The organism is Sphingobium sp. B2D3A (assembly GCF_025961795.1).
Taxonomy (GTDB): domain Bacteria; phylum Pseudomonadota; class Alphaproteobacteria; order Sphingomonadales; family Sphingomonadaceae; genus Sphingobium.
In genome coordinates this window covers 1666544-1693507 of sequence record NZ_JAOQOI010000001.1, presented here as the reverse complement: position 1 = coordinate 1693507, position 26964 = coordinate 1666544, and the positions used below count along the sequence as shown (strand labels likewise).

The 26964-nt window shown below is 65.4% G+C and carries 25 protein-coding genes and 1 tRNA gene; 12 read left to right on the top strand and 14 right to left on the bottom strand.

Annotated elements, in window-relative coordinates; translation table 11 throughout:
* Positions 1-44: 44 nt before the first annotated feature.
* The 3 genes from M2337_RS07835 to coxB are packed head-to-tail and all read right to left on the bottom strand — an operon-like array spanning position 45 to position 3480.
* Entirely contained in the window at positions 45-377 is a 333-nt protein-coding gene (locus M2337_RS07835) for a hypothetical protein (protein ID WP_264569761.1), read from the bottom strand.
* The gene (ctaD, locus tag M2337_RS07830) at positions 374-2827 is read right to left on the bottom strand and encodes a cytochrome c oxidase subunit I (protein WP_264569760.1); all 2454 of its coding nucleotides are present in this window, start codon (positions 2825-2827) and stop codon (positions 374-376) included. The genes M2337_RS07835 and ctaD overlap by 4 nt, the downstream gene beginning before the upstream one ends.
* A complete protein-coding gene (coxB, locus tag M2337_RS07825) occupies positions 2824-3480 on the bottom strand; it encodes a cytochrome c oxidase subunit II (RefSeq protein ID WP_264569759.1) in 657 nt (218 codons plus the stop codon). The genes ctaD and coxB overlap by 4 nt, the downstream gene beginning before the upstream one ends.
* Positions 3481-3516: 36 nt before the next feature.
* Between coxB and M2337_RS07820 the strand changes: the two genes are divergently transcribed.
* Positions 3517-4029 (top strand): DUF2231 domain-containing protein, encoded by a 513-nt coding sequence (locus M2337_RS07820; RefSeq protein WP_220128507.1) that lies wholly within the window; start codon positions 3517-3519, stop codon positions 4027-4029.
* On the opposite strand, the gene M2337_RS07815 is transcribed toward M2337_RS07820, so the two are convergent.
* Complete coding sequence (locus tag M2337_RS07815) at positions 3999-4496, bottom strand: CopD family protein (protein WP_264569758.1); 498 nt, start codon at positions 4494-4496, stop codon at positions 3999-4001. The genes M2337_RS07820 and M2337_RS07815 overlap by 31 nt on opposite strands.
* Complete coding sequence (locus M2337_RS07810) at positions 4493-5140, bottom strand: cytochrome c oxidase assembly protein (RefSeq protein ID WP_264588592.1); 648 nt, start codon at positions 5138-5140, stop codon at positions 4493-4495. Before M2337_RS07810 ends, M2337_RS07815 begins: the two co-directional genes overlap by 4 nt.
* A 266-nt stretch (positions 5141-5406) precedes the next feature.
* On the opposite strand from M2337_RS07810, the gene M2337_RS07805 reads away from it, so the two are divergent.
* The 3 genes from M2337_RS07805 to M2337_RS07795 all read left to right on the top strand — a co-directional run bounded on the left by M2337_RS07805 (position 5407) and on the right by M2337_RS07795 (position 7023).
* Complete coding sequence (locus tag M2337_RS07805) at positions 5407-5760, top strand: hypothetical protein (RefSeq protein WP_264569757.1); 354 nt, start codon at positions 5407-5409, stop codon at positions 5758-5760.
* A 190-nt stretch (positions 5761-5950) separates the two neighbouring features.
* Positions 5951-6024, top strand: a tRNA-Gly gene (locus M2337_RS07800).
* 180 nt (positions 6025-6204) lie between these two features.
* On the top strand, positions 6205-7023 hold the full coding sequence (locus M2337_RS07795) for a hypothetical protein (protein WP_264569756.1): 819 nt from the start codon (positions 6205-6207) through the stop codon (positions 7021-7023).
* A gap of 45 nt (positions 7024-7068) precedes the next feature.
* On the opposite strand, the gene M2337_RS07790 is transcribed toward M2337_RS07795, so the two are convergent.
* Both M2337_RS07790 and M2337_RS07785 read right to left on the bottom strand, forming a co-directional pair.
* The gene (locus M2337_RS07790) at positions 7069-7824 is read right to left on the bottom strand and encodes a competence/damage-inducible protein A (RefSeq protein ID WP_264569755.1); all 756 of its coding nucleotides are present in this window, start codon (positions 7822-7824) and stop codon (positions 7069-7071) included.
* Positions 7825-7889: 65 nt separating this feature from the next.
* Positions 7890-8402, bottom strand: coding sequence for a GFA family protein (locus tag M2337_RS07785; RefSeq protein ID WP_264569754.1), 513 nt, complete (start codon positions 8400-8402; stop codon positions 7890-7892).
* Positions 8403-8465: 63 nt separating this feature from the next.
* Here M2337_RS07785 and map point away from each other — a divergent pair, with 63 nt between their 5' ends.
* The 4 genes from map (at position 8466) to M2337_RS07765 (ending at position 12913) form a co-directional block, all read left to right on the top strand.
* Entirely contained in the window at positions 8466-9290 is an 825-nt protein-coding gene (gene map / locus M2337_RS07780) for a type I methionyl aminopeptidase (protein ID WP_181559033.1), read from the top strand.
* 259 nt (positions 9291-9549) lie between these two features.
* The gene (locus M2337_RS07775; protein WP_181559032.1) at positions 9550-9888 is read left to right on the top strand and encodes a P-II family nitrogen regulator; all 339 of its coding nucleotides are present in this window, start codon (positions 9550-9552) and stop codon (positions 9886-9888) included.
* Positions 9889-9950: 62 nt separating this feature from the next.
* Entirely contained in the window at positions 9951-11363 is a 1413-nt protein-coding gene (glnA, locus tag M2337_RS07770) for a type I glutamate--ammonia ligase (RefSeq protein WP_181559031.1), read from the top strand.
* A gap of 176 nt (positions 11364-11539) precedes the next feature.
* Positions 11540-12913, top strand: a complete 1374-nt coding sequence (locus tag M2337_RS07765; protein WP_264569753.1) for an MATE family efflux transporter — start codon at positions 11540-11542, stop codon at positions 12911-12913.
* Here M2337_RS07765 and M2337_RS07760 read toward each other — a convergent pair.
* The 4 genes from M2337_RS07760 to M2337_RS07745 form a co-directional block, all read right to left on the bottom strand.
* Entirely contained in the window at positions 12907-17106 is a 4200-nt protein-coding gene (locus tag M2337_RS07760; RefSeq protein WP_264569752.1) for a translocation/assembly module TamB domain-containing protein, read from the bottom strand. The two genes, M2337_RS07765 and M2337_RS07760, sit on opposite strands and share 7 nt — an antisense overlap.
* Positions 17106-19178 carry an autotransporter assembly complex protein TamA gene (locus tag M2337_RS07755; protein WP_264569751.1) on the bottom strand — a complete coding sequence of 691 codons (2073 nt, stop codon included), beginning with the start codon at positions 19176-19178 and terminating at the stop codon, positions 17106-17108. The genes M2337_RS07760 and M2337_RS07755 overlap by 1 nt, the downstream gene beginning before the upstream one ends.
* Before the next feature lie 138 nt (positions 19179-19316).
* Entirely contained in the window at positions 19317-19793 is a 477-nt protein-coding gene (locus tag M2337_RS07750; protein ID WP_264569750.1) for a DUF1465 family protein, read from the bottom strand.
* Between the two features lie 108 nt (positions 19794-19901).
* The gene (locus M2337_RS07745; protein WP_181559026.1) at positions 19902-20102 is read right to left on the bottom strand and encodes a YdcH family protein; all 201 of its coding nucleotides are present in this window, start codon (positions 20100-20102) and stop codon (positions 19902-19904) included.
* 269 nt (positions 20103-20371) lie between these two features.
* On the opposite strand from M2337_RS07745, the gene M2337_RS07740 reads away from it, so the two are divergent.
* Positions 20372-20533: a YdcH family protein gene (locus tag M2337_RS07740; RefSeq protein WP_181561349.1), complete on the top strand. Its 162-nt coding sequence runs from the start codon at positions 20372-20374 to the stop codon at positions 20531-20533.
* A 163-nt stretch (positions 20534-20696) separates the two neighbouring features.
* On the opposite strand, the gene sdhA is transcribed toward M2337_RS07740, so the two are convergent.
* From sdhA to sdhC, 3 genes are read right to left on the bottom strand one after another with little or no spacing between them, the layout of a single operon-like run.
* Positions 20697-22511, bottom strand: coding sequence for a succinate dehydrogenase flavoprotein subunit (gene sdhA, locus M2337_RS07735; RefSeq protein WP_264569749.1), 1815 nt, complete (start codon positions 22509-22511; stop codon positions 20697-20699).
* Between the two features lie 2 nt (positions 22512-22513).
* Complete coding sequence (gene sdhD, locus M2337_RS07730) at positions 22514-22903, bottom strand: succinate dehydrogenase, hydrophobic membrane anchor protein (protein WP_181559024.1); 390 nt, start codon at positions 22901-22903, stop codon at positions 22514-22516.
* Positions 22903-23337 (bottom strand): succinate dehydrogenase, cytochrome b556 subunit, encoded by a 435-nt coding sequence (sdhC, locus tag M2337_RS07725; RefSeq protein WP_264569748.1) that lies wholly within the window; start codon positions 23335-23337, stop codon positions 22903-22905. The genes sdhD and sdhC overlap by 1 nt, the downstream gene beginning before the upstream one ends.
* 240 nt (positions 23338-23577) lie before the next feature.
* Here sdhC and M2337_RS07720 point away from each other — a divergent pair, with 240 nt between their 5' ends.
* From M2337_RS07720 to M2337_RS07710, 3 genes are all read left to right on the top strand, one after another.
* Positions 23578-24936 (top strand): methyl-accepting chemotaxis protein, encoded by a 1359-nt coding sequence (locus M2337_RS07720; protein ID WP_264569747.1) that lies wholly within the window; start codon positions 23578-23580, stop codon positions 24934-24936.
* A gap of 72 nt (positions 24937-25008) precedes the next feature.
* Entirely contained in the window at positions 25009-26022 is a 1014-nt protein-coding gene (locus M2337_RS07715; RefSeq protein WP_264569746.1) for a 50S ribosomal protein L11 methyltransferase, read from the top strand.
* Positions 26023-26096: 74 nt separating this feature from the next.
* Positions 26097-26960, top strand: coding sequence for a dienelactone hydrolase family protein (locus M2337_RS07710; RefSeq protein WP_264569745.1), 864 nt, complete (start codon positions 26097-26099; stop codon positions 26958-26960).
* Positions 26961-26964 lie beyond the last annotated feature (4 nt).

Here is a 26964-nt window from a genome sequence, read left to right as displayed (position 1 = left end):
CGACAGCGCGTCCGGCGGCGGCCTTCTCCCGTGAGGGCGAGCCCTCAAGTGCAGATGGTCGCGGTGAGGACCGGTATGCCGGTATACAAGATGCTGACCAGACCGGTGACGGCGCTGGCAAAGGCCAGCCAGGCGAGCAGGTCCATGCGGCTGGACTCGGGTCGAACCGGTTGGGGCCGAAAGACCCAGCACAACCATGCCGCCGCGCCGACCGAAACCAGGTAGATGACGACCAGCACCACCCGCGCGGCGCTCACGCTAGCGAGTCGGGCATCGTCCCAGCCCCAGGCGCAGGCGAGGCCCTGCACGGCATATAGCAGCGCAAATGCCGCCGCCCAGGCGATCAGCCCTGCCATCGCTCGGAACAACGCGGTCATGCCAGCAATCCGGGAAGATGGGTGCACATGAGCGTGACGGCGCAGACGACAATGGCATAATCCGCCCAGAGCCGCGCGATCCTGGGCTCGGCGCCATGGGTGGCGGCCACATATCCTGCCCGACGCCGTTGCCAGACGAACAGGCCGATCAGCAGAGCGAGTGCCCCATGCAGCATGGCATAGCCGAGCAGTACGGCCACCACCGCCCCATAAGCATGCAGCGTGGGCTCGGGGGCCAGCAGCCAGGCGGTCACAATCAACGCAGCCAGCAACGTCGCCAGTCCACCCCCGGCAATGGCAACATGGCGCAGGCGGCGGCCGAACAGCGTGGCCATCCCCGCCCCCACGATCCCCGCCAGAAAAATCGGGAGAGAAGGCAGGACGAGCGCCGGCGGGGGCCAGTTCGGGGCGATGATCCAGAGAAAGGCATGGCCGAACAGGAGCGCGCCGAAGAAGGTGCCGTTGGCGAACAGCAGGAACACGCTGCCCCACCAGCCGGGCGATCCGTCTATCTCGGCATGGGGCGGCGCCTCGACCCCATGTCCGATGGGCAGCGCGCCGCGAACCTGCTTATCGCCAAGGAGCCACGCCCAGCGCCAGCCAAGCGCCGCCAGCAGGATGAGCGGCACCGGCGTCAAGATGTAGAGCTTGAACAGCATCAGCAGGAAGAAGCTGCCGGTAACCATCGCCGTCCACAAAGGCAGCGTCGTGTTGCCCGGCAGGACGACGATGTGCTCCACCCGCCCGCTTGCCGTGTCGACGGCCAGCGTCTCGCGCCAACCATGGCGCGGCTCGGCGAGATAGCCCTCCCCGCGCGCTAGCGAAAGCGCAAGGTCGGGCGCCTTTTCGAGCGGCTCGCGGTCATCGACATGGGGCAGGCTCGCGATGTTGTAGGATGGCGGCGGCAGCATCATCGCCCATTCCAGCGTGCCCGCATTCCACGGATTGCGGCGGGTGCGCGGCGCGTGGAAAATCTGCAGCGCGATATCGATGACGAACAGCGCCACGCCGGTCGCCATCACGAAGCCGCCGACCGACGAGAGCAGATTATAGCCCGTCCAGCCGAGCCCCGCGGGATAGCTGTCGATGCGACGGGGCTGGCCGAGCAGGCCGACCAAATGCATCAGAAAAAAGGTCAGGTGAAAGCCGGTGAAGATAAGCCAGAAGGCCGCCTTGCCGAGCGTGTAGCTATACTGCCGCCCCGTAAAATGCCCGAGCCAGTAATAGGCCGCCGCCAGCATCGGGAAGACGAAGCCGCCGAACAGCACATAATGGAGATGCGCGGTGACGAAGGCGCTGTCATGCGCCTGCCAGTTGAACGGCACCATGGCGACCATCACGCCGGTCAGCCCGCCCATCACGAAGGTGACAAAGAAGCCGATCAGGTACAGCATCGGCAGCTTCATCTGCGGTCGGCCCGCCCATAGCGTGCCCAGCCAGGCGAAGATCTGTACGCCGGTTGGCACCGCCACCAGCGTCGAGGCGGCGGAGAAGAAAGCCAGCGCCATATGGGGAATGCCGACGGTGAACATGTGGTGGACCCACAGCCCGAAACTCAGGAAGCCGAGGGCGAGGATTGCCGCGACGATCCAGCCATATCCAAGGATGCGGGTCCGCGCCATGACCGGCAGGATGGTCGAGATCGCGCCGGCCGCCGGCAGGAAAATGATGTAGACCTCCGGGTGGCCGAACAGCCAGAAGAGGTGCTGCCACAGCAGGGAGTCCCCGCCGCGCGCCGCGTCGAAGAACGGCCAGCCGAACGCGCGTTCCAGTTCGAGCAGGATGGAGCCGAGGATGAGCGGCGGGAAGCCGATCAGCATCATCAGCGCCGTCACCAGCATGTACCAGGCGAATAGCGGCATCCGATCCAACGACATGCCCGGCGCCCGCAATTTGAGGATCGAGACGACGATATCGACCGCTGTCACCATCGCGGAAATCTCCACAAAGGTGATGCCGAGCAGCCAGAAGTCGGAATTGATCCCCGGCGAATAGGGTTTGGACGAGAGCGGCGTATACATGAACCAGCCCGCATCGGGCGCGATGCCCAGCAGCATCGCCACGATCAGCATCGTGCCGCCGAACAGATAGCACCACCAGCCATAGGCGGTGATGCGCGGGAAGGCGAGATCGCGCGCGCCCAGCATCTTAGGGAGCATGTACATCGCGAACCCTTCGAACATGGGGATCGCGAACAGGAACATCATGATGCTGCCATGCATCGTGAACAGCTGGTTGTAGATATCCGGCCCGACAAAGGCGCTGCCCGGCGTCGCCAACTGGGCGCGGATCAGCATCGCCAGCAGGCCGCCGATCAGGAAGAAGATGAAGGCGGTTACCATCAACCGCACGCCGATCACGCTGTGATTGACCGTCGAGATGGTGCCCCGCCAGCCGCGCGGCGCTCCCCAGATGCGCTCTAGGGCACGATGAAGCTGGAGCGCCTTCACTGCCCCTCCCCCGCCACAAAGCGCGCCCAACCCGCTGGGTCATGCGCGACGACGCGGAAGGCGTGACCCGTGTGCCCGGGGCCGCAAAACTCGGCGCACAGACCATGATAGACGCCCGGCACGCTGGCCTCGATGCGCAGGACATTGCGGTGGCCGGGGATGGCATCCATCTTGCCCGCGAGACGCGGCACCCAGAAAGCGTGAATGACGTCGAGCGTCCGCAGTTCGACATCGACCGGCTGGCCGGCGGGAATGTTGAGCACATCCTGGCTGACGACATCGCCGGTGCGGCCGGGCCGCGTGAAGGTCCACTGCCACCGGCTCGCTTCGGCGATGACGCGCAGGGCCTGCGCATCCTTGCGCGGCAGCAGCCGCTCGCCGATGACCAGACCATAAGCCAGCAGCGCGACGAGAACGACGGACGGGAAGATGAGCCCGCCGCCGATGATCCACCGCTTGGCCGAGGTCGGGCGCTCCAGTGAGCCGCGTCGAAAGGCGAGCGCGAGCAGCGCGCAGACCAGCACAAGGATCGCCACCGCCCCGGCCAGCATGACCCACCACAAGGATGCGATAGCATCCGCCGCCGGCCCTGCGGGCTCTAGCGTCGAGTAGCGGCCGGCACAGCCGCTGGAGAAAAACGCCGCGCCGGGCATTATGACCCGAGAGCGCAGACAGCGTAAAGGACGGCCATGCCCAGCACCGAACAGCGCGAAGATGCGCTGACCGACCCAATCAGCGCGAACCCCTCCTTCGATGACGCGGAATCGAAAATCGCCGTGTCCGGCCACCCCGTTCACGCCATGCTCGTCTCGTTCCCGATCGGCCTCGCGGCCTGCGCGCTGGGCGCCGATCTCTTCTACTGGTGGACCGGAGACGGCTTCTGGGCGCGCGCGGCGCTGTGGAGCACCGGCATGGCCTTTCTGATGGGCCTGCTCGCCGGCCTTTCGGGAACGGTCGAGCTGCTTAGCGTGCCGGGTATTCGCGCTCGTGCGGCAAGCTGGACGCACTTCATCGTCGCGATTACCTTGCTGTCTGTCCTCGGCGCCAATTGGGGTTATCGGCTGTCCGGCTATGAATCCGCCGTGCTCCCTTATGGCCTGCTGCTCTCCGTGCTGTCGGCCATTTTCGTGGCCTTTGCCGGGTGGCATGGCGGCAAGCTGGTGTTTGACTATCAAATCGGCACCTCGTCGACCGGCAATTGACGGCCGCGCGGCGTCGTCAGCCAGTCCGGCATGGGCAGGTCGATAGAAGGCTTGCTCAGCACGATCGCAAAGATCGCCGCGCACAGAAGGAGGGCGAGCAGCACGAGCGGCAGGATCGGCGAGGGCTGACGCTGATTGCCATGCTCGCCCATCCGCACGACGAGATTGCCGATCCAGGCGTGCAGCCCGACCAGCAGCCCTACAAACAGCAGCTTGGCGAACATCCAGGGCACGAACACTTCGCGCAGGAACAGCAGCGCCGTGCCGGCCGAAACCGCGACCACCGCAGCCGGCGTCAGCAAATGGGTATAGCCATAATGGGTGAAGCGGCGGATGCGCTGATACGCCTGCTGACCCTGCCCGCGCTCATGCTGCGCCAACAGCAGCGGCAAGGCGATCAGGCCGGCAGCCCACAACAGGATCGCGGCGATGTGCAATCCCTTGATGAGCGGAATCCACGCTGTCACGCGGGCGTCCACCGCCAGCCGTCGCTCCAGGCGCGCCGCGCGATCAATCCGGCGATCACGGCATAAGGCAGCATCGCCGGCACCCACATGATCAACCCGGCAAGCTGCTGATCGTGTAAGGAATCGATCCCATAAGCGAGGGGCGCGATGCGATGATGGGGATAAAGCACGCGCGGCGCGAAGGTGATCAGGGCGCCCAGCAGGCCCATCTGCCCGACCCCGGCGGCAAGCGTGACCATCGCGGCAGGCCATGCCGCACGCGCCGAAAGTATCGCGCGCCAGAACCAGATGGCGGTGCCGAGCAGGGAAATCTGCATCAGCCAGTACAGGGCATGATGATTGAGCGCTGCCGTGTAGAAAGCGGGGATGTGCCAAAGCCAGAGCGTGCCCGTGGATACAGCGAAGGGCAGCGCCGCGCTGCCGGAGCGCCCGCGCGGCAGAAGAAGCGCAAAGACCGGCGCCGCGCAGGCGACGAGCAGAATGTGGTGCACGGTTCTCGCGGAGAACAATGCGCTAGCGAGGGCACAGAGCGGCGACACAAACGCGACCAGCAGAATGCCGCAACCGGCAGCCACGAGACCGGGCCGCTGTCGGCCGATGGTCGCGAGCAGCAGGATCGTCCCGCCCAGCATGGCGGCCAACAACCAGGGATCGAAATTCCAGCTAAGGAGCAGCAGGCTCGGATCCGTTGGTGCGCCACAATAAGGGATATTCGTGACGATTATACTTCCCCGAAAAGGTCCCAGGAGGAGATGAGCAGCATCCCCGCCGCCACATGCCAGACCAATTGAACCAACGCCGCCAATCCATGAGGGTTCCCGCCCGCTGGAACTGGCAGCGCACTTGCGAGAAAAGGTCCCCAGGCTAACACTGGCGGCGTCACCCGGTACATCTGCATCTCGGAGGATTTATGGACATTTCTGAGGCCGGTGGTCGCACCATTGCGGCCGACATCGAAACCGCCTTCAACAGTACTGACCTGGCCCTGCTCGATCTGGCGCGGCTGACGACAAGCATCCTCGAAACAAAACGTACCACGGTGATTGAGCCGGCGCGCTTCCAAACTCTGTTGGATGATATGTCTGCCGCTCTATCAAATCTCGTCGAGGGACGTCGCAAGATGGTCGCGGTGCACAGAGCGCTCGTCTTGATCAAACGTGAAAGCAACCTGGCTGAGGTCGACTTCGGATGTTTCGGCATCGGAAAATACGTCGATAAACACAAAGCGGCCGGCAAGGAGACGCTCGATTCCGTGGGAAGTTGATACCGTTCAAGCCCGACTTTTCATGGCCGCTATTCGGCTGCTCATGCGTTACCCCGCGGCAGAGTCAGGCGCCGAGCGGCGTCGTTCGCAAATTGACGCTGTGACCAGCCTATGCCATAGGCGTCGCCGCCGCGGCGGTTGCCAAAACGATGCAACAGGTGCAGCCTGATCAGCGCGAAACGCCTGATTAGCGGGTGTAGCTCAATGGTAGAGCAGCAGCTTCCCAAGCTGACGACGGGGGTTCGATTCCCCTCACCCGCTCCAATTTCCAGAAATTCCTACCAGCATTAAGCCACCGAACCGGTTGAATTTTCCCGCTCGCACGGTGCATTTCAGGGTGGCCGCTCCACTGCGCTTGATCCACGCAGCGGAGGTCGGCAGATTCAGCGCGTGATGGCCGCTTCCTGACTGATGTGGCCCATTCGTCGGCTCGGGAGACAAAGAATGCGATCAGCGCTGGCAGCCCTCGTCATGATGATCGGCGCGATGTTTCTCTCGAGCGCAGCGACTGCCCAGCCGGCGCAGGCCTCGTCCGGGGGCGAGCAGTCTTCCGCTGCCTGCGTGAAAGACTCGAACGTGGACAGTTGCTGGCAGGCCGGCGTCGCGGCGGAACGGCGGGGCGATGCACGCGCCGCTCTCGTCGCTTACGAAGCCTCCTGCGACGCGGGTTTTCAGATGGGCGGCTGCTATGAGGCCGGGAAGATCTATTTTCTGAACACCATGCTGCGGGACTACCGCGCCGCGAAGGAGAAAATGGCGCGCGTCTGCGATTCATCCGACATCGGGATTGGCCCTTATGCCTGCAAATATCTGGGCATCATCTATCGCAGGGGTCTGGCCGGCGAACCACAGTTGGACAGGGCGTTCAACATCCTGTCCCGCGCCTGCTTCCTCCACAATGACAGCCCGTTCATCGACGGAAATGGCTGCGAAATCCTTGCGGACGACATTCCAGACGCTGATGTCATGGGCATCTCCGACGATGTGTGGGCGCCGGACTATATCGCTTATCTGGCCTTCGCGATGGGCTGCACCGACGACATGCCGGCGCTCTGCACCCGCGCGCTGACGATCCATGACCGCGCCGTCGCCACATCGGCCGGCTGGCTCGCGCGCTGCGCCGAGGATGCCGGGGCAGTCCATTTCTCGGGGCGTTGCGGGGATCTCGCGCGCGCCGCTACCGTCGACAATTTCGACCAGCGTCAGGCTCTTCGCCGGCGTCTCGTGCGGATGTTCGTTCGCGCGACGGAGTATGCGGGATAGAACTCGCCCCTGCATCACCGCCAGGCGCGGGCCGCCCTCTGTGCGTCAGATACCGCCGTCGACCGGCTGAAAACCCGCCGCGACCAGCGCCGCGTTGAGATCGTCCACGCAGGCATCGAGCCGCGCATGATCGGTGGCGCGGACTACGAAATTGGCCCCGACCTTGCCTTCGCGGAAGAAGGGATAGCTGCCGATCTGGCACCCCTCGTGCTGCCGCTCGATCTGGGCGAGCTGATCGGCAATCTCGCTTTCGGCGACATTGCAGCCAATGGTGCGCGAGAGCAGCGGCGCGCCGCCCTCGAGCTTGCCGGTCAGTTCCGCGAGCATGCCTGCCGTGATGTGCGGCACACCGGCCATGATGAAGATGTTGCCGACCTGAATGCCCGGGGCGCCGGAATAATGATTCGGGACCAGCGCGGCGCCCTCCGGCACGCGCGCCATGCGCAGCCGCGCCTCGTTGATGCCGCCGCGCGAGGCGTAATAGGCTTCCAGGATTGCACGCGCTTCGGGATGGACGACCACGGGCACGCCCAAGGCAGCCGCAATGGAATCGACCGTGATATCGTCGTGCGTGGGGCCGATGCCGCCCGTGGTAAAAAGATAATCGTTGCGCGCGCGCAGAATATTCACCGCCTCGCCGATCGCCGCCGCATCATCGCCCACCACGCGCACTTCCCGCAGGCGGATGCCCTGCACGTTCAGCCAGGTGCCGATCTGCGCCACATTGCGGTCCTGCGTGCGACCAGAAAGAATCTCGTCGCCGATCACGAGAAGGGCGGCAGTCCAGATGCGTTCGCTCATCGCCCGGCTTTAGACCCGGCGCCGCATCGCGCCAAGCGAGACCGGAAAATTTCTGCCCTGCGCTGTCATCCGCCGCCAGCCGCGCGCTGGACGATGAGCGCCTCAAGGCGCGAGAAACGGTCGGGCGGGAGGAGTTCCGCCGGATTGTAGGTAGCCTCAAAGCACGGGATATCCTCGGGCAGCGCCGTCCATGGCATTTTGCTGGCGGTGAAGATCACTGCGTCCAGCTTCACCCGCGCGGGGTCGTCCAGCGTGCCGACCCGCACCCCCGCGCCGAGCCTGCCCAGTCGGGGATAATAGCTCCAGAGCGCCGTCCCGCATGCCGTGCAGCGGCAGATGATATGGTCGCCGCCACTGCCTGCCTTTACGACATGCTCGCTGAGCGTTCCGCTCAAGAGGCCCACGCTTTCGGCCTCCACGAACATGTTGACGACCGACGTCGACGCCGTCTGCACCTGGCAGCGCCGGCAGTGGCAATTGTTCACGAAGATCGGCGCGCGCGAAACGCGATAGCGCGCCGCGCCGCACGCGCAGCCTCCGCTGAGGTCCCCTCCGGCCATTTCGGCAGCGTCCTGCATTGCGTCCCCCCTTCCCCTGGCAAGCCTATCGCCTTTCCGCACGCCTCCCCCTATATGGAGCGGATGACGACCTATCTCACGCCGACCGCCGAAACCCAGAACGTCCGCACCTCCGCCATCAAGCTGCATGGCCCGGAGGGCTTTGCCGGAATGCGCAAGGCGGGCCGGCTGGCCGCCGAGATTCTCGATGCGATCGTACCACTGGTCGTGCCGGGCGCGAAGACCTCCGACATCGATGATTTCATCCGCCAGATGATGCTGGATGCCGGCGCCGTCCCCGCGACACTGGGCTATCATGGCTATGCCTATAGCTGCTGCATCAGCCTCAACAATGTGATCTGCCACGGGATGCCGGGCGACAAGCCGCTCAAGGACGGCGACATCGTCAACATCGACGTGACCCCGTTGGTCGAGGGCTGGCATGGCGACACCAGCCGCATGTACCTGGTCGGCGATGTACCGGTGAAGGCGCGGCGCCTGGTCGACGTGACCTATGACTGCCTGATGCTGGGCATCGAGCAGGCCAAGCCTGGCAATCATCTCGGCGACATCGGTCATGCAATCCAGAGCTATGCCGAGCGGCATCGCTATGGCGTGGTGCGGGATTTCTGCGGCCACGGCCTCGGCCGGGTGTTCCATGACGCGCCCGAGGTCATCCATGTCGGGCGACCCGGCACCGGCCCCGAATTGCGGCCGGGCATGATCTTCACCATCGAGCCGATGATCAATGCCGGCAAGCCGACTGTGAAGATGCTCGAGGATGGCTGGACGGCGGTCACGCGCGACCGCTCGCTCTCGGCGCAGTTCGAGCATTCGATCGGCATTACCGAGGATGGCTGCGAGATTTTCACGCTCAGCCCCAAGGGTTTGCACCGCCCGCCTTATTGAAGCTGGTCGCTATCCGGTGCTGGTGTTTCAATAGGCGCAGATCGGTGCCTATTATTTGGGCAACTGCTGCCCAAAATGCCCGAAATCCGGGCAATATCGACAAGTCGTCGCAAAGTGTCCAATGCTTCGCTGGTGATTCGCGAACGGGCGCTGTAGCGTCCGATTTCCTGCGCGGTCGCGCATGTCGCCTGGGTCGAAATCGTCCGGGCAGCATGCCGCGGTCCGCATTCAAACCGCGAAACAAAGGGGTGCGTTTGACATGAAGAAGGTGGAAGCAATCATCAAGCCGTTCAAGCTGGATGATGTGAAGGAAGCGCTGCACGAAGTCGGCGTATCCGGAATCACCGTCACGGAGGCGAAGGGCTTCGGGCGACAGAAGGGTCACACCGAGCTTTATCGCGGCGCCGAATATGTCGTGGACTTCCTGCCGAAGGTGAAGCTCGAAGTGGTGGTGGCGGACGAGATCGTCGATCGCGTGGTCGATGCCATCTCCAGCGCCGCACAGACGGGCCGCATCGGCGACGGCAAGATCTTCGTCATCCCCGTCGAAAAGGCCGTGCGCATCCGTACCGGCGAGCTCGACGAAGCTGCCATCTGACCGTTTCCGTTCGCTGACCGAAGACCCGCAACAACTCAGACCAAAGAGAAGGTAACATCCTCATGGCCAATACGCCCAAAGACATCCTCAAGATGATCGAGGAAAAGGAGATCGAATGGGTCGATCTGCGCTTTACCGATCCCAAGGGCAAGTGGCAGCACCTGACCATGTGCGCCGGTGTGCTGGGCGAGGACGAGCTTGAGGAAGGCCTCATGTTCGACGGCAGCTCGATCGAGGGCTGGAAGGCGATCAACGAGTCCGACATGATCCTGAAGCCCGATCTGGACGCGGTCTATGTCGATCCGTTCAGCGCGACGCCGATGATGATCCTGTTCTGCAACATCGTCGAGCCCTCGAGCGGCGAACTCTACGGTCGTGACCCGCGCTCGACCGCCGTGCGCGCCGAGGCCTATGTGAAGGCCGCCGGTTTCGGCGACACCGTGTATGTGGGGCCAGAAGCCGAGTTCTTCATGTTCGACGACGTCCGCTTCAACACGGACTACAACGAGTCCTTCTACAAGATCGACGACATCGAGCTGCCGACCAACACCGGCCGCGAATATGAGGCCGGCAACCTCGGCCACCGTCCCCGCGCCAAGGGCGGCTACTTCCCCGTCGCGCCGGTCGATCCCTGCACGGACATCCGCGCCGAGATGGTCACGACCATGCTCGAAATGGGCCTCCCCTGCGACAAGCACCACCATGAGGTGGCCGCTGCGCAGCACGAGCTGGGCCTCACCTTCGGCACGCTCGTCACCACCGCTGACCGCATGCAGATCTACAAGTATGTCGTGATGATGGTCGCCCAGGCCTATGGCAAGAGCGCCACGTTCATGCCCAAGCCGATCGCGCAGGACAACGGCTCCGGCATGCACACCCACATCTCGATCTGGGACAAGGGCAATCCGCTGTTCGCCGGCAACGGCTATGCGGGCCTGTCCGACATGTGCCTGTACTTCATCGGTGGCGTCATCAAGCACGCCAAGGCCCTCAACGCCTTCACCAACCCGACGACCAACAGCTACAAGCGTCTGGTCCCCGGTTTCGAGGCGCCCGTGCTGCTGGCCTATTCGGCCCGCAACCGCTCGGCTTCCTGCCGTATTCCTTACGGTTCGGGTGCCAAGGCGAAGCGCGTCGAGTTCCGCTTCCCCGATGCGATGGCCAACCCCTATCTGTGCTACGCCGCGCTGCTGATGGCCGGCCTCGACGGCATCGAGAACAAGATCCACCCCGGCGAGGCGATGGACAAGAACCTGTACGACCTGCCGCCCGAGGAGTTGAGCCAGGTTCCGACGGTTTGCGCCTCGCTGCGTGAAGCGCTGAACAGCCTGGAAGCCGACCACGACTTCCTGCTCAAGGGCGACGTGTTCTCCAAGGACCAGATCGACGCCTATATCGAGCTGAAGTGGCCGGAAGTGTACCGCTGGGAAATGGCGCCCAGCCCGGTCGAGTTCGACATGTACTACAGCTCCTGATCCCCAGGATTAAGCGAAACGGAAGGCCCGGGATCGAAAGATCCCGGGCCTTTTGTTGTGGGTGAATGCCGATGACCCACGCCGACTTCACGCATAGGGCGCGCGAATCATCGTCGCTTGTCATCCGCAGGGCCGCTCTCTACCCCTGAGCAAAGCTGGGGGAGGATCGCGCGACAATGAGCGGCAGAAGCGTCTCGATGACGGAAGGGCGGCTGCTCACGGTGCTGCTGCGCGTAGCCTGGCCGATCACCGTCACCAATCTCGCGCAGGCCAGCTTCGATATTGTCAATGCCTTCTGGGTTGGTCGGCTCGGCGAGGCCGCAATTGCATCGGTGACCGCCAGCGGCCCGCTGTTCTTCGTGCTGATCGGCCTGGGCTCAGGCCTATCGACCGCCGGCGCCGTGCTGATCGCGCAGAATATGGGTGCGCGGCGCATAGAGGCGCTCGATCATGTCGCGGCGCAGACCCTGCTGATGGTCGGCATCGTCGCGCTGGCCTTCACCCTCGCGGGCGCCTTGTCGGCGTCGGCCGTGCTCACCCTGATCGGTGTGGAACCGGCGATCCATGCGCGGGCAACCGATTATCTGCACGTCCGCTTCATCGGCATGGTGCCGATGTTCGGCTTCATGGCCATGCAGGCGATGTTGCAGGCCGCCGGCGAGGTGCGCTTTGCCATGCGCGTGCAGATCGGCAGCGTCATCGCCAATGCACTGATCGATCCGCTGCTGATTTTCGGCATCGGGCCGTTTCCTGCGCTGGGTATTGCCGGGGCCGCGCTGGCGACGGTGATCGTGCAGATCGGCGCGCTGCTGGTGTTGCTCCACCACATGCTCTCGGGCCGATCCGTCCTGCATGTGCGAACTCGCCATTTCCGGCCAGACTGGTCGCATATCCGCCTGGCGCTTGGCCTTGGCCTGCCTGCCTCCATCGAGCAGGCGATCCGCACCTTCAGCTCGGTGCTGCTCATGGCCCTGGCCGCCAGCTTCGGCACGCTCGGCCTCGCCGCTTATGGCGTGGGGACGCGGCCGCTATTCTTCTGGTTCACGCCGATGCTCGGCCTCTCCATCGCGACCGCCGCCGTGGTCGGCCAGAATATCGGCGCCGGCCTCACCGAGCGCGCGGAGCAGGCTGCGCGCCTCTCGGCCTGGCTCGGCTTTTGCGGGATGACGCTGATCGGCCTCATGAACCTGCCGTTCGTGCCCGCGATCATGGCGACACTGGCGCCGGGCGAACCGGATGTGATCGCCCTCGCCTCGACCTTCGCCTATGTCTACTTCCCCTTTCTGGGCGTACTCACCGTGCCGCAAGCGTTGCTCGGGGCATTCCGGGGCGCGGGCAGCCCGAGCCACTCCATGATCATCTCGATCATTATGCAATGGGGGTTCCAGATGCCGGCCGCCTATCTGATCGCCTATGCCACCCCCTGGGGCATCGCAGGCATCTGGTGGAGCTACCCGATTGCCAATGTCGCGGCGGCCTTGCTCTGCCTCTACTGGTTCCGCCACGGAAGCTGGCGCCGGCGACTGACCACACCCGTCCCGGCTCAATAATCCTTGGAAATTCGCGCCGCCGCGCTCTGCCGGCCGATGGTCGACACGGTAGAGATCAAGGCCAGCCAGCGGGTGATCTGATATTCGATGCTGGTGGCGCTATAGCCCTGCCCATCCGTAATCAGCTCGACATAGAGATGATCGCCGATGTTCTTGCCGGCGGCGATGGACGTTTGCCGCCCCGTCGTGGTGTCGGCCGCCAGCACACGCAGCCGCGAGAGACCGGTCGCGCGGCGGACGGCGTTGATCGGGTCGAGACCGCCACCCCCGCCCTGGAATGCCGCCACGGCCGAGGCGAGTTGCAACGCCTCAGGCGCCGAGAGATTGGCGATGGAGGTGCCGAACAGCAGGCGGGAGAGCAGTTCATCCTGCGCCATCGCCGGAATGCTGGAGAAGGCGATGATCGGCCGCATGCTGGTGCCAGTGACGTTGATCGTCGCGCTCAGATCCTGCACGTCCGCAACCGCGCGGATATCGAGGCGCGGATTGACCGGCGTGCTGCCGGTAAAGGTCAGGCGGCCCTCCTGCAGGTCGAACCGGCGCCCCGCGAAATCATAGGTGCCGCGCGTCAGCGTCGCCACGCCGGAAAAGGCCGGCGCGGTCGCCAGCCCGCCGATCTTGAGATCGGCCGACCATTCGCTCTGCATCCCTAGCCCCTCAACGATGAGCCCGCGCGGCGCCTTGGCGGTAATGTCGAGCCGCCAGGGCGCATCCGCCCGCGCCCGCTCCACCTGATCGCCCGAGCGGTTGATCTCCACCAGACGCAGACGCGGGATTTCCGTCGACGAACTGGCGCGCCCGAGCGTGAAGCGGCTGGAGACAGCCTCCAGATTGCCCGAGATCGTGCCCCCGCTGCCGGAGGAGACGATGCGTACGGGGCCGGTCACTGTCGCGCCGACATCGTCGCGGTCCATCAGCACTGCGCGATCTGCCTGCAGCGCGATATCCATGCCGATGCCGCGCTCGGCGGAGAGATCGAACACGGCCGTGCCGGTGACCTTGCCGCTGCCGGCCCGGCCCTGGAGGTCGGGGATCGACAGTTGCGATCCGTTGAACCGGCCACTTGCCTGCACATCGCGGATCACCATGCCGGTCACCGGGCTGGTAATGCGGCCATTGCGGGTAGAGAGCGTCCCCTCGATCCGAGGATCGGACAAGGTGCCGCCGGCGCTGGCGGAGAGGCGAAGATCGCCACCCAGCGAAACGATCTCGACATTGGTGAGCCGCCAGAGCGTGTCGGCATCGCCGGCATAGCGGAACTGGGCTTGCAAGGGCGAGCGGAACAGCCGCTGGCTCAGCGACCCGCTGCCGAGCGGCGTCACCAGCGCCTGCGCGCGGCCGACCACCTTGCCGCCACGCGCCACCACGGCGCGGGCTGCCAGCCGGCGCGTATCCAGCTCGGCATTAAGGCCCATATCGATCGGCGCTGAGCTGAGCGCCAGGCCAGAGCGAGTGAGGCCCTTGACGCGCAGGTTGAGCTTGCCGGTCGGCGGCCCGTCGACCGGCGCGACATAATGCGCCGTGCCGTCCATGGTGCCGCCCAATCCCAGATCGTCATTGGCGAGATCGAGCAGCAGCAGCGGCACGGCCTGCATTGTGGCGTCCAACTCCGTGCGCGTTCCGCCGATAAAGCCGGACAGGCGCAGGGCGCCGCGCTGCATCCGCAGGGTCGCTGGCGCCAGACGCCAGCCATCCCCTTCCCGGCTGAGCACCGCCGTTCGGTCGAGCCGGATCGCCGACTCATCCAGCGAGCCATCCAGATCGATGCTGATCCGGTTCGGCGCGATGCCGGCCCGCGCCTGCAGATCGAAGCTGCGCCCCGTCCGCGCGTTCATGGAGACGGTGGCCGTTCCTTCGCCATTGACCAGCTTGAGCGCGCCGGCGAACCGCCCGATCCGCACGCCACCAACGCGCACGCCGCGACCCTGCGCATTGGCGTTGATCGTCACCGCGCCAGGACGGAGCAGCGCTTCGCCCTCCAGCGAGCCACGATTGATGACGATGCCCGGCGAGCCTGTGAAATTGGCGCCGCTCAGGTCGACATCGAAGCCGATGCGCTGCACGCCATCGACCATCCCCAGCGTCACCGCGCCCTCGGCGGGACCGGAGAGCGACAGGGCGCCCTGCAAGCCGCCATCGACCGGCACCAGATCGCCGCGCACCGTGACGCCGCTAACCCCCAGATCCGCCACCGAGATGGTCGCGGCGCCACCGCGCGGCAGCAGGATGGCGCCGGTCGCGGCGAAGGTGCCGAACATCGAGCCGCCCTCGACCGTCACGGCATAGCCCTGATCGTCCGGGGTCAGCAGCGCGTGGACATTGGCGAGGCCCACGGCCGGCAGCGGGCGCGCAAGGGTGATGTCCACCCGGGGGCGATCCGGCTTCCCGGCGAGCGCCAGTTGCAGGGGACCGTAATCGCGATGCTCGCCCTGCCCGCGCAGATCGAGCTGGCCAGAGCCGTCGATCCGCCCTTGGCCGACAAGGGTGAGCGCGGGCGCCACCAGCCGCAGATCGCGCAGCGCGATGCCGCCGCCCGGCGCCAGCCCGACCTGACTGGTGATGATCGGCAGCCCCTCCCCGAGGCCAAGCAGGAAGCGATTGTCGAGCCGCCGCATCGTCGCGCGGGCCGTGCCGGAAAAGCTGCTCTGCCCTTGCGGAGGCCGGGCCAGCCGCAGCACGGCATCGAGATCGAGCCGGCCCAGTCCGGCAATCTCCAGTCCATTCAGACCGCCGCGAAAACTCGCGAGATAGCTCCCAGAGCCGAGATTGCCTTGCCCCTCGATCTGCCCGCGAAAACCGCTCGCCCGCACGTCCGAGCGATCCATGCGCAGATCATCGCCATTCTTCAGCAGCACGCTCTGAACGACGAGATTGCGCAGCCGCTCGTCCACGGCGCGCTGGCCGACAGTCAGTGCCTGCGCCGTCAGCCGGATGGGGAAGCGTCCGCGCGGGCCGTTCAGCCGGCCCTCGCCTTCCAGACGGATGTTGCGAAGCGCCAACCCGCCCTGCCGCAGCTCGGCAGAGGTCAGCAGATACCCCACCTCCATCGCATCGAATGCGCCGGATAGCCGGGCGCGCAGATTGACGGACTGGCCCGCAACGCCCTTCGCCAATTGGCCGGGCCGCGCGACCACCGCCGAAACGCGCAGCTCATCGAACCGATTGCGGCCGAAATCCACACCGCCATTAGCCGTCAGCTTGGCGGCCGGCATCGCCAGTGAGGCGGTGCCCGAGAGCAGCCGGTTGTCGAACCGCACGTCCGTCTCGATCTGCGCCTGCTGGCTGCCCAGCGCGGTCAGCGGTTCGAGCGGGCCGAGCAACGCCAGCGGCCCCTTCGCCTGATAGCGGCCCTCAACTGCGGTCAGTGCGACGTTCGCGGTGAGGCGGTTGGCGGTCAGCGCCGTCAGCCGGCCCTTCCAGCGGCGCCAGTCGCCATCGCCATGGATGCGAAGCGAAACCGGTTGCTGGGCGTCCAGCGTACTCGCGATCACGCCGCCCTGTGGCCCGACGACAATCGCATCGAGATCGAACCGACGATCGTCCGGGCGACTGTCCAGCGCCACACGCAGCACATCGCCCGTGCGCGGCGCGGTCGCCAGCAGGTCGATGACCGCGCGACCGGAGCGCACGTCGGCATTGCCAATTGCGCGGACCACGTGCGCCTCGCCCAACACCGCCGGGCCGATGCCCAGCCTGTCCACCCGCAGGTCCGCCAGCCGAATGTCGAACCCCGGCAGCAGCGGCTGCTTGGGCGAGGTCGAGGGCTTGAGCGCGGGCCGGCGGGAAAGGTCGGCCGAATGGATGTGCAGCCGATCAAGATCGAGCCGGTTGGAGAGCCAGCCGAGCGGATACCAGCTCACATCGGCGCGATCGACCCTGGCGAACTGCCCTTGCGTATCGAAAAAGCGCACATCGCGCAGCACCATGTCGTTGAAGACGCGCCCCTCAATGGCGCCCACGGTGATGCGCAGGCCGGAGGTCGCCTCCCACTGCGCGATCTTGCGGATGATGAAGCGATGGCCGCCTTCGCTATCCAGCCAGCGCACCCCACCCCAGAGCGCCACCACCAGCGCTACGATGAGCAGAATGACCGAGAGGCTGAACCCCGAGCGCAGCAGCGAGCGCTTGCGGCGGGGCGGCGGCGGCGCCTGCTCCGACGCACCCTCCGGCAGGGGCTCGTCTTGCGCGGCCATCAGAATGCCTGCCCCAGCGACACATAGACGCCGATGCGCGAGTCGCCCGGTTGCGGATTCAGCGGGGTGCCGACATCGATCCGGATCGGCCCGAAGTTGCTGTAATACCGAAAGCCGAGGCCGGCACCGACGCGCATCTCGCGGATCGTGGGCAGGGGATCGGGCGAGATCGTCCCGGCATCTATGAACGGCACGATGCCGAACTGGTTGAGACTGCCGAAGCGATAGCGCGCTTCCAGCGAGATTTCGCCAAGGCTGCGCCCGCCCACCGGATCGTTATTGAGGTCGCGCGGGCCGATGGCCTGATAGGCATAGCCGCGCACCGAGGCGCCGCCGCCGGCGTAGAAGCGCCGCGTCGGCGCAATGCGGTCGGCCGACGCGCCGACGATGGTGCCCAGACGCGCGCGCCCGGCGATGGTCAGTCGCTCGCCGACCGGAATATAGGTGCTGCCATCGATCTGCGCGCGGACATAGCCGAAGGCGCCATCCTGCAAAGAGAGCTCGGGAGACAGGCGCCCGCCGAGGCGGAAGCCCTTGCGCGGATCGAGCAGATCGTCGCTGCCATCATGAGTCAGGCTGGTGGGCAGGGCGAGAATGAGATAGCGGCGCCGCACCGGATCGGGCGACCCCTCATATAGGCGCCGCTCGTCGCTGACACGCAGCTCAAGGCCGGCGGACCACGTCCATTCCTTCTGGAAGATCAGGTTAGTGTGCTTTTCCAGGCTCGCGGCGATGCCTGCGGTCAGCGCATCATAAGCCGGCTGATCGACATTGGCGATGCTGAGCTCGCCATTGAGAGCCTGATCGCGCTGCCACAGATTGTTGCGCCGGAAGATCGCGGACGCGCTCTGTTCCTGCGTACCGATCACGCCGCGCAGCGTCACCGCCCCTTCCGGAGGCACCAGATTGCGGTGCTGCCAGCGCACTTCCACGCGCGCGCCTTCGCCCGTGCCATAACCGATTTCCCCGGCGATCGTCCGTGGCGGCGCGCGGGTCATGTTCACGACGATGTCCACCGCCTCGCGGTCGGGCCGCGCTTCGGGCGTGATGGTGAGCTGGGAGACCAGCCCGGTCGCGACGATGGCCCGGTTGAGATCGGTGAGTTCACTTTGCTTGAATGGGTCGCCCGGAGAAAAGCGGCTGATGACGGCCACGTGCCGCGCATCGAACGGGGCGCCGTCGTTTACACGGATCGAGCCGAAGCGAAGAAAGTCACCGGTATCGGCGTTGAGGCTGAGTAGGGCCTGACGCTGCTGGTGGTCGACAGTGAGCACCGGCTCGCGCACCTGCGCAAACGGATAGCCGCCCTCTTCAAGGCTGACGCGCAGCGCGCTTGTCGCAGCCAATATCGTGTCGGTGTCGGCCGGGTCGCCCACCTTCACGGGAAAGAGCGAGCGCAGCGGCTTGCCGTCCGCCATCGTCCCGTCCAGCCCGAACACCTCCACCGCGCTCAGGGCGAAGCGCTGGCCGGGCACGGCCCGCAGCGCGACGCGGACATAGGGATCACTCGCTCCACTCACCCCAAAGCGGGCGCGGCTCCGGCCCTCATAATAGCCCCGCGTGCGCAGCAGATCTTCGAGCAGTTCCTCATCGGTCTGCGCCCGGCGCCGGATCTGCGCGATGCTGGCACGGTCGCCTTCCCCCGTCCGCATCGCCGACAGTGCATCGAACCGGCTGTAGAACATGGGATCGGCGGCATCGCCCAGCCCTTCAAGATTGAGCTGGTAACGCAGCGGCTGCGTGGGATCGAGCGCAGCAAGGGCTGCCGCTTCGCCCGCCGTGCCGCCTAGGGGGTCCGGCTCAGTGCCGGCGGGCGCTTGCGTTGCAAGCGTTGCTGTCCCCTGCCCGCCAGCTAGCGCGGGCTCGGCCTCTCCTCCGGCGTCACTGCCCTCCACTGCCAGAGTTTCCCCCGGCTGATCGAGGTCAGGCCAGTCGAGGCCAATGTCGGGCATGTCATCGAGATCGAGCGCGTCCTGCGCGGAGTCGGGCGCTGGGGTGGCTTGACCGGGCGACGTTTGCGCCAGCGCGCGGTCGCACGTCAGCGCGCCCTGCGCCGCCAGCAGGATCGCCATGAAAGTCCCACCTGCACGGGAACACCTGCCCAAACGCGATCGCCGCAGCATCAGGCCTGTCTATGAGCTTGTCGCAGGACTGCAAGCAGCATTCGCGCGTGACGTACCGTTTTGCGGCGGGCTGTCCCGCCGGACGGCTCAGAAGGCCCGTTCAAGCCGCGTCAGCAGAACATGCGCCGGATTGATCGGCATCGCCGACAAGCGGGACCTGCGGGCCAGGAACTGGCGCTCGAGGCGGGCCACTCGCGCATAGAGCTCCTCGGAGCTGGCGATGAGCGCGCGCATCTCTTCGTTGAACTGGCACGAGACGTCGAGCGGCGTGAGGGCGGCCGGGCCAAGCCGATAGCGCTCCTCCTCCCGCACGGATTCGCGCATCTCGCCGTTGAAGATCGCGCGCTGCGTGAGCAGCCACGCGATGACGTGCATCAACCGCGTCGTCACCTTGATCGATTCGCAGGAGAAATCGACCCAGCCGATGCGGCCCAGCGACTGACGATGCTCCTCGGCGCGATCATCGAAATAGGAGCGCGCCTCATCAGCCAGCACCATGGCATCTACATACAGGGCGTCGACAAGCTGACGGTCAAGCACATGCGGGGGCATCGAGTCGTTCATGAGCCTGTGCTGCCACAAGCCGGGCGGAACGTCAGGTCGATTAACCTTCAATATACCATCTGGATGGGTGTTCCCGTCGATCCGGCGGCCGCTTATACCCGTGGGCGGTTAGGCGATAATGTCGGGAATCAGGCTGTTTTCCAGCATAGTGATCTCGTCGCGCAGGCGAAGCTTGCGCTTCTTGAGGCGGGCGAGCTGAAGCTGGTCGGGCAAGGAAAGCTGACCCAAAGCCGCAATCGCGCAGTCGAGATCGCGATGCTCGACACGCAAGGCTTCCAGCCGCTGCTCGATTTCCTCGATCGATAACACCGATTCGCCCCAGTTCTGAACGGCACGCCTACATGGCAGGGCACCCTTGGCGCGGCAATGCGCAACTGCGCAACAAAAGAAGGTGGTTAGCGACTTTTCTTTCGCCTGCCCGCAAGCTTCTGTCCGCGCACAGAAAGAATGTTTAACGAAAGAACGTGACACCGCATGACGGGTCTCGATTTATCGCAGCTTCGCGCAATTGCCAGAGACAGCGGGCGCGATTGGTGATCTACTGAACCTCCATTGAAGCAATGGCCAAGGAGGACATGATGGACACAAGCCACGTTTCCGCACTGCACGCCAAGCATGCCGGGCTGGAGGCCCGGATCAAGGACGAGATTACCCGTCCTGCGCCGGACAGTTACCGGCTCGCCACCCTCAAGAAAGAGAAGTTGCGCATCAAACAGGCACTCGCTTCCGCAGCGACCTGAGCGCCAGGGCTATGACAGCCAGGTAGGGGCGCTGGCCGCCCCTGCTCTGGCCAGCCCGGCTATCGTCAGACGACTGACGATCCCCCGACGACCAAGCTGAAAACGCCTGCCGGAGCCACATCGCGTGGTACGCTCTGTTGGCGCCCCATGGCGATGGACCCGATCAGTAAACGCGCTTCTTCGGCGCGATATAGTCGATGTCGTCGGTCAGCGTGTAGTCATGCACCGGACGGCTATCGAGCTTCACGCTGCCGCCCTTGCCACCCCAGCCCTCGAACCAGCCGAGGGTGTGCTTCATCCAGTTGGCATCGTCACGATCGGCATAATCCTCACGCGCATGGGCACCGCGACTTTCCTTGCGGGCAATCGCGCCGTGGATGGTGACGCTGGCCTGCGAGATAAGGTTGTCCAGCTCCAGCGTCTCAACGAGATCGCTGTTCCAGATGAGCGACCGGTCGGAGACCGCGATGTCGGTCATGCCCTCGTAGATCTTGCCGAGCTTTTCGACACCTTCCGCCATCAGCTCTTCGGTGCGGAACACGGCGGCGTGGGCCTGCATCGTGCGCTGCATGTCGAGGCGGATCTGTGCCGTGGGCGTGCCGCCCTTGGCATTGCGGAAATGATCGAGGCGACCCAGCGCCAGCTCGTCGCCGCTCTTGGGCAGCGGCTTGTGCGGCGTATCAGGCTTCACGATCTCGGCGATGCGCTTGCCGGTCGCGCGGCCGAACACCACGAGATCGATCAGGCTGTTTGAGCCGAGGCGATTGGCGCCGTGTACCGACACGCATGCAGCCTCGCCGACCGCGAACAGGCCCGGCACGACATGATCGGGATTGTCGCCCTTCCGGGTGACGACCTCGCCATGATAATTGGTCGGGATGCCGCCCATATTATAGTGGACGGTCGGCACCACCGGCAGCGGCTGACGGGTCAGGTCCACGCCCGCGAAGATCTTGCCGCTCTCGGTAATGCCGGGCAGGCGCTCGGCCAGCACCTTGGGATCGATATGATCGAGGTGCAGGTGGATATGATCCTTGTTCGCGCCGACGCCGCGGCCCTCGCGGATTTCCATCGCCATGGACCGCGAGACGACGTCGCGCGAGGCGAGATCCTTGGCGGAGGGGGCATAGCGCTCCATGAAGCGCTCGCCTTCCGAGTTGGTGAGATAACCGCCTTCGCCGCGCGCGCCCTCGGTGATGAGCACGCCCGCGCCATAGATGCCGGTCGGGTGGAACTGAACGAATTCCAGATCCTGCAGCGGCAGGCCGGCGCGCAGCACCATGGCGCCGCCGTCACCCGTGCAGGTGTGGGCGCTGGTGGCCGAGAAATAGGCCCGACCGTAGCCGCCGGTGGCGAGCACGACGCAATGGGCGCGGAAGCGATGGATCGTGCCATCGTCCATGCAGAGTGCGATGACGCCACGGCAGACGGGGCCGTCCGGCGTGTCTTCCATGATCAGGTCGAGCGCGAAATATTCAATGAAGAAGTCCGCGTCATACTTCAGGCTCTGCTGGTAGAGCGCGTGCAGCATGGCATGGCCGGTACGGTCCGCCGCCGCGCAGGTGCGCTGGGCCGGCGGGCCTTCGCCCATATTCTGCATCATGCCGCCGAACGGGCGCTGGTAGATCTTGCCTTCCTGCGTGCGGCTGAACGGCACGCCGGCATGTTCCAGCTCGTAGACCGCCGCCGGCGCCTCACGCACCATATATTCGATCGCGTCCTGGTCGCCGAGCCAGTCCGAGCCCTTGACCGTGTCGTACATGTGCCAGGTCCAGTGATCCGGCCCCATATTGCCGAGGCTCGCCGCGATGCCGCCCTGGGCCGCGACCGTGTGGCTGCGGGTCGGGAACACCTTGGTGATGCAGGCGGTCTTGAGGCCGCTCTCGGCAATACCCATGGTGGCGCGCAGGCCCGAGCCGCCGGCGCCGACGACGACGGCGTCATAGGTGTGATCGATGATCTTATAGGCTTGCGTCATGATTAGAGCGCCCCTCCGGCCAAGGCGATTTTCGCGACAGAGAACAGGCTGACCGCGGCGCAGCCGATGACGAAGAAATGCAGCAGGATGAGCGTGGCAAACTTCAGCCCCTCATCATGCACATAATCCTCGATAAGCACCTGAAGACCGAGGCGGATGTGATAGAAAACGCTGACAATCATCAGCATCATCGGCACCGCGACGATGGGCTGGGTCAGCCAGCCGGTGATGGCCGCATGGTCGTGCGCCGGCAGCAGCGCCAGGCTGGCCAGCAGCCAGCTCACCAGCAGCAGATTGCCGATCGCCGTGAAGCGCTGGGCGATCCAGTGATGCGTGCCGCTCCGTGCCGAGCCGAGGCCACGCACGCGGCCCAGTCTGGTTCCGCTGCCCATCAGAATGCCCTCCCCACGAAGATCCACGCCCAGAAGGCTACAGTCGCCAGCGCCGAGGCGGCGAGAATGACCTTCGACCACCGCTTGTTCGCCGTCAGCTCAAAGCCCGCGCCCATGTCCATCACCAGATGGCGCAGACCCGAGAGCATGTGCTGGAAGAACGCCCAGGTCAGGCCGATCAGCACGATGCGCGCGATCACATTGGCGATCAGGCCAGCCAGATCACCGGCGTCCGCTTGCCAGACATAATATTGGAAGTTCGCATAGGCCGCCGGTCCGCTCGCCGCTGCATACAGCCACCAAGTCAGGCCGAGGCCGCCCAGAATCGCCATGCCATCCCCCGTCACGCGGTGGAGGATGGAAAGAAGCATATGCGGGCCCCACTTCCAGATGGTGAGGTGCGGGGAAAGCGGCCTTCGCCCGGATTGCGCCATGATCGAGCAGTCCTGTTCGTGAAAGAATGCGCCCCTTTAGCGCAAAGCTGCTGCACTGCAAACGCTCGCTGGCGCCATGTCACCAATGTGCAGACTGAGGTCCCGATGAACATGGAAAACAGAGGGTGTTAGCCCTCGATTAACGAAAGGCCGATATCACGCCACCCCATACGACCCGGCAAATGGCAGGACAAAAGGGGCACCGAGGCCATGATCGCAGGAAAAAGCGACACGATTTCAATGGCTGAACGGCTGCAGGAGTTCGACCCCCAAGCGACATTGCCGGGGCGGGCGCGTCAGATCCTGGCTTATCTCGGAGACCGCATCGACGAACTGGGCGACACCGCGATGGCGGTGTACCTCCCCTGCATCGACCTTTCGGCGGTCGGCCCGGCGGAGCTGGAAGCCACGCGGCAGGGCGCAAGAACCTTCCATCGAACACTGCTCAGCGATTTCGCCGGAGAAGAATGGACGGAGATGGCGCGGACCGGCGTCATGAAGATGCTGGCGCGCGATGTCTCCATCCGCACCCAGATCGTCATCATCAACCGCGTGGTCGACAAGGTCCGTGATATCCTGACGGAGCTCGTGGCCGATCGCGACGAGCGCTCGGAACTGTTGGCCGCCATGCGGTTCATCTCGCTGGTGCAAGCGGAAGTGTGCTGCGCCTTTTACGCCGACACGATCCGCGAGCAGGACCGGATCGAGCGCCAACGCCAGCGCGACAAATTCTCCGAATTGCTCAACACCCAAATCGATCTGGCCGCGCAACTGGGCGAGCGCCTGCGCGAACAGGCCCGCGAATCTTCGAACGCCACGCGCGGGATGCTCGATAAGGCTTCCGAAGTCGCCGCCGCTGCCGAACAATCGGCCATCGCTATGCGCGAAGCTGCGCACACCAGCTCCGGCCTGATCCGCGCCATCGAGGAAGCCCGCACCGAAGTGGACCAGGCGGCGGAAGTCGCCGCCCTGGCCTCCGAGCAGGCCGGCGAGGCCGTGAATGTCTCGACCGCGCTGAGCGATCACGCCCAGTCCATCGAATCGATCCTCGGCCTGATCCGCGATATTGCCGGGCAGACCAATCTCCTTGCCCTCAACGCGACCATCGAGGCCGCGCGCGCCGGCGATGCCGGACGCGGCTTTGCCGTCGTCGCGCAGGAAGTGAAGTCGCTTGCGAGCCAGACCGCCCACGCCACCGACGACATCGCGCAGAAGATCGCCGCCATCCAGAACGCCACGCGGCATACGGTCGAGACCAACGAACGCATCCGCGAAACCGTGCTCAACGTGCAGACCATGGGCATGCGCATCCGCACCGCGATGGACGCGCAATCGCAAACCGTAACGATGATTACCGCTGCCGTGGACGAGACGGCGCTTGCCGCCGACTCCATGTCATCGAACATTTCGGCGATCCGGCAGGATACGGAGATCGTCGCCTCGGAGATCGACGAGCTGGAAAGCGGCTTCACCGAAGTCCGCAACCTGCTCGGCGCCCTGCGCACGCGCTCGGCCAATTTCGTGGTCTCCATGGCACCGGCGACCGACGCCCAGGCAGAGCCGCAGCCGGCTTATCCGCCGATCCGCCGCGCCGTCTGACAAATCCGCTTCGGCCGAGCGGCACGGCCCATTCTCTCTCCCCTTGCCGTCCAAATCGGCTAGAGAGAGGGCATGACAAAGCGTTCCTCCACGTCCAGCGCCGCGCCCGCGATGCCCTGGCAGATGACCTTTTCCTGCACGCGCGCGGTCGCCGAACGGTTCGAGCTTGAGGCCGAGCCGCTGTTCATCGACTGGCCCTCGCCGCCCGCGATTCTGGCGAGCGAGCCGGACGAAAGCCAGCCCGATGCCTGGCAGCTCGACATCATCTTCGAAACCAAGCCGACGCGCGCGACCATCGATGCCATTGCAGCGCTGATGCCCGATGGCGCGGCCACCCCCTACACGCTCGCGCGATTGCCGGACACCGACTGGGTGACGCAGAGCCAGGCCGGCCTGGAACCGATGACCGCCGGGCCGTTCCATGTCCGCCATGACAGTGCGGACAGCCCGCGCACCGACCGCATCGATTTTCTCATCCCCGCCAGCCGCGCCTTCGGCACCGGCCAGCATGAGACGACACGCGGCTGCCTGCTGGCGCTGGCCGACCTCAAGGCGCGGGGTATGCGCTATGGCAATATTGCGGACATCGGCACCGGCACCGGCCTGCTTGCATTCGCCGCCAACCGTCTGTGGCCCCGCGCTCATGTGCTCGCCTCGGACATCGACCCTGTCGCGGTAGACGTTTCGGCCGAAAATGCCGATTTGAACGGTGTTCCGCTCGGGGTCGGCGCGGGGGCGTTGCGGCTGGTCGCCGCGCCGGGGGTCGAGCATCCGCTCATTCAGGGCCTTGCGCCTTATGACCTGCTCATCGCCAATATTCTCGCCGGGCCGCTGATCGAGTTGGCGCCAAGCCTCTCTGCTCAGGTCGCCGAGGGTGGCACGCTGATGTTGGCGGGCCTGCTGGATAGTCAGGCCGGCCGCGTGCAGGCTGCCTATCGCGCGCAGGGCATGGTGCTGATCTGGCGGTTCGATCACGGCGATTGGCCCACGCTGGTGCTGCGCAAGCGCCATCGCTTCGGCTGGCGCCGCACGACGCGCTGGCGCGCGGGCGATCATGGCGCCGCGCCCGGCTTCGGCAGCTGGTAAGACCGGCTGCGCATTGACAGGGCGCCCGCGCCGACCGACCATCCCCGCCTGACGCTGCGAGGGAGAGATTCGGCATGTGCGACAATGACATCCATCAGGGCCTGGTCGAGGATTGGAGCGTCACCCGGCGCATGTTCATGGCTACCGGCGCCGCCGTCGGCTTCGCTGGCGCGGCGACCGCGCAGGCCGTCGCCAACGTCACCGAGAAGAATGTGACCATCAAAACGCCCGACGGTTCTGCCGATGCCGCCCTCTTCCACCCCGCCGGCACAGGCCCCTGGCCTGCCGTGCTGATGTGGCCGGACATAATGGGCCTGCGCCCGGTGTTCCGCGAGATGGGCCGGCGCCTGGCGGCCGAGGGCTATGTGGTCCTCGTCCCCAACCCCTTCTACCGCAATGCCGTCGCGCCGGTGATCGACGGGACATTCGACTTCAGCAACCCGGAGTCGCGCAAGATCCTGTTCGGCTATCGCGCCGCGATGAGCGATGCCGCGGTCGATCATGACGCGGCGGCCTATCTCGCGTTCCTCGACGCGCAGCCGCAGGTCGACAAGGGCCGTAAGGCCGGCGTGCAGGGCTATTGCATGGGCGGTCCGCTCTCCTTCCCCACCGCCGCTGTGGCTTCGGCACGGATCGGCGCGGTCGGCAGCTTCCATGGCGGAGGCCTGACCACCGACCAGCCGAGCAGTCCGCACCTGCTCATCCCCAAGACCGATGCCACCTATCTCGTCGCGGTGGCGCAGAATGACGATGCCAAGGAGCCGGAATCCAAGACGATCCTGCGCAAGGCATTCGATGCAGCGGGCAAGACCGCCACGGTCGAGGTCTACCCCGCCGACCATGGCTGGTGCGTGCCCGGTAGCCAGGCCTATAACCATGACGCGGCGGAAAAGGCCTGGGCCGCGTTGCTTGCGATGTATCGCACAGCGCTGGCCTGACGCG